Raw genomic sequence first — 3,339 nt, 5'->3', positions numbered from 1 at the left:
CCTGCTTAATCTACGTCACTAAATTCGTTCAAGTTATTTCTTGCAATCTGCCATATACTTAAAGTATTAAACAAATAATGAAATTGTGTATACAGCAGCTAATCCAGCAAGCGCTAAGACAGAAGTTAAAGTTGACCAAGAAAGAAGGGTTTCCTTTAGTGAGAGACCAAAGTATTCTTTGATCATCCAAAAGCCAGCATCATTAACATGATCACAAAAGACGGAACCAGCACCAACAGCTAGGACCATCAGAGCAGCCATCGCGGAATTAGAGCCAAACTGATGTGCCATTGGAGCGACTAAACCGGCGGCAGTCATCGCAGCAACTGTAGATGATCCTAACGATACCCGAAGGATTGCAGTAATGAGCCATGCTGCAAGGATTGGCGAAATATTTGTTTGTGCAAAAAGGGTTGAAATATATTTAGAAATCCCCCCGTCGACAAGGACTTGTTTAAAGGCACCACCACCACCGATAATCAAGAGCATTACAGGAATTTGCTTAATTGACGTAACCATGGAATTAGAGATTTCACTCATGCCCTTGTTTCGCCAAAGCCCCATTGTAAAAATTGCAAAAATCAGTGAAAGAAGCATGGCAAGGTCTGGAGCACCGATGAATTGAATGAATTCATTGATTGAGTTGCTCTTTGGAAAAATAAATGAACAAATAGTGGCAACAGCAATTAAGATAACGGGCATCATCGCTGTTAAAACAGAGATTCCGAATTTAGGAGTCTCATCAATATTGAATTCTTTATATTCACCAAGAACCGAAATATCGATATCCTTTCGATAAACTTTAGGATAGACCTTATGAAGAAACCAGTTAAATACTGGTCCAGCAATTATAATTGTCGGAATTGCGGCAATGATCCCCAGCAAAAGAACATGGCCAAGATTAGCGCCAAGAATACCAGAGATTGCTGTTGGTGCCGGGTGTGGTGGTAAGAAGGCGTGAGTAACGTTCAAGGTCGCAGCCATCGGGATTCCAAGGTACATCAGTGGCATATCAAGCTCACGGGCAATAATAAAGATAATTGGAAGAACAACCACTAAGCCAACCTCAAAGAACAGCGCCAACCCGATGATGAATGAAGCAAGGATAACAGCAACCTGAATCCACCGCCGGCCAAACTTATCAATAAGGGTTGTTGCAATCCGGTAACCGCCACCAGCATCAGAAACAAGTTTCCCAAGCATCGACCCAAAGCCAAAAATAATGGCAAGGTGACCAAGTTGACCACCGATTCCGGTTTCGATAGTTTCCGGAATCTTAGCAAGTGGCAACCCGAGTAAAAGGGCAACGATAAATGAAGTGATAACTAAAGAAACAAAAGTGTTGAGTTTTAATTTAACAATCATAAAAATTAATAAGGCAACACCGATCAAGACAATTAGTAATGGCATAAGTTAACCCTCCTAGTGGGTAGATTGTTGTTGAAGCTTAGCAATTGTTGAATAGGCTGGAGTCAATAATCCTTCAACCTGTTGAAATAGTGGTAGGTATTGTTGATAAACGTGAACGGCACTTTCCTGAGGTTGGTACGAACTAATATCACCGACAAAGTTTTGAACAACGTTAAGACTATTAACGATTCCGAGACTCTTCATTGCCATGGTGATTGCTCCTAAGCAGCCAGATTCAAATGAATTAGGAATATTAACTGGACAATTAAGGACATCTGCAAGCATTTGCCGCCAAACTTCTGCCCGGGCAAAGCCGCCAGTAGCAGTAACGCTGGCTGGTTCACCAACAAGGTCACGAACGGCTTGAAATACAGTCGCAATATTCATGCAGATCCCCTCCATTACAGACCGTAGCATATCAGCACGGGTGTGTAGTTGTGAAAGGCCGAAGAAGATCCCTCGTGCATTTGCGTTCCACAACGGTGCCCGTTCGCCACCAAGGAAAGGATGAAAAATAAGTCCATGTGCGCCAGCCGGAACCCCTTCAATAACATGATTAGCGAGGGTGTAGGGATCAACATTCTCATTTTTAACGGCATTAGCATCAACCAAATGCTCAACAGCCCATTGGTAAACATCGCCGCCGTTGTTAAGGGGACCACCGACCACCCAAAGGTCATTATCGACTGCATAGCAAAAGAGGCGTTGCTGGGGATCGATTACGGGATGATCAGTAACAACGCGAACCCCAGCCGATGTTCCAATAGTAATTGCAACGGTGTCTTTTCTAATTGCCCCAACTCCCAAATTTGAAAGGGCCCCGTCAAAAGCACCATAAACAAATGGGGTATCTGATGGAATTCCCATCTTTTCTTGGGCCTTATCCGTTAAACCAGATACCTGGGTTGTCCCGTTAACAATGGCTGGCAACTGGCTTTCTTTAACCTTAGTAAGGGCTAGTGCCTGCTCATCCCAGCTCATGGTATTGATATTCATCATCCCTGTACAGGAGGCAATTGAAACATCAACCTTAAATGAGCCAAAGAATTGATAGAAAAGATAAGACTTAATATCACCAAAATAGGCGGTGTTTGCGACTTTCTCTGGTTGCGCTTGGTTAAGCCACATTATTTTGGTTAGTGATGACATTGGATGAATTGGTGTTCCGGTCTTTATATATAACTGCTGTCCCTCCGGACTACGTTTAAGGTGATTGGCAACTGCTTGTGCTCGGGTATCCGCCCACGTAATTACACGCGAGAGTGGTCGAAAATGTTGATCGAGCAAGATGACACTTTGGTTAGCGCTAGAGAAAGAAACCGCTAACAATTTCTCGTTTACAAAATCAATCTTTGCTCCAGCATCGTGAATGACCTTTTCAACAGCATTAAGTATTGCTTCAGGATCTTGTTCGGCCATTCCACTGCTATCCCGATAAAGTGAATAACTTTCATTAAAATGGTCTAATACTCTTGCATGTTCATCATAAAGAACAGCCTTGGTTGAAGTTGTTCCAACATCAACGCCAATAAAGTAGTTCATTTGCATAACATCCTTTTTACATTATTTATCAAAATATTAGGAAAATTGGTTTATCGTTACACCAAATAATATATTATCTTATGTAAGCGATGTCAAGCCATAATTATTAATAAGTGTATCGTTTTTCCAAAAATATAAGAAGCTAATTATTTTATCTGTATAATCTTTACCCAATTAAAAAAGGATGGAAAAACAGTCTCATTTCCTCATCCCAGTTACTTATTAAATGTTATCTGATACATTATTAAAAAATTTAAGAGCGCCTTTATAGAACCAAGCTTTGTATGGCATGATACAAGCCATCGGGCAGTTTTGCCCCGCGATTACTTTATAACTGAAACTTGAAAGTATGAAGACAGACTGATCCCTTGGTATCACAGGGCATAT

Annotated in this window: 2 protein-coding genes; both read right to left on the bottom strand. The window is 41.4% G+C overall.

Annotation, left to right across the window (positions count from 1 at the left end; translation table 11 throughout):
* Positions 1-66 precede the first annotated feature (66 nt).
* Positions 67-1,410 (bottom strand): gluconate:H+ symporter, encoded by a 1,344-nt coding sequence (locus FD32_RS09290; RefSeq protein WP_047769633.1) that lies wholly within the window; start codon positions 1,408-1,410, stop codon positions 67-69.
* A gap of 12 nt (positions 1,411-1,422) precedes the next feature.
* The gene (locus FD32_RS09285; RefSeq protein ID WP_047769635.1) at positions 1,423-2,952 is read right to left on the bottom strand and encodes a gluconokinase; all 1,530 of its coding nucleotides are present in this window, start codon (positions 2,950-2,952) and stop codon (positions 1,423-1,425) included.
* Between the last annotated feature and the right edge of the window lie 387 nt (positions 2,953-3,339).

The organism is Limosilactobacillus panis DSM 6035 (assembly GCF_001435935.1).
Taxonomy (GTDB): domain Bacteria; phylum Bacillota; class Bacilli; order Lactobacillales; family Lactobacillaceae; genus Limosilactobacillus; species Limosilactobacillus panis.
Note: the sequence above shows the minus strand (reverse complement) of the source record. Positions and strands in the feature narration are given on the sequence as shown.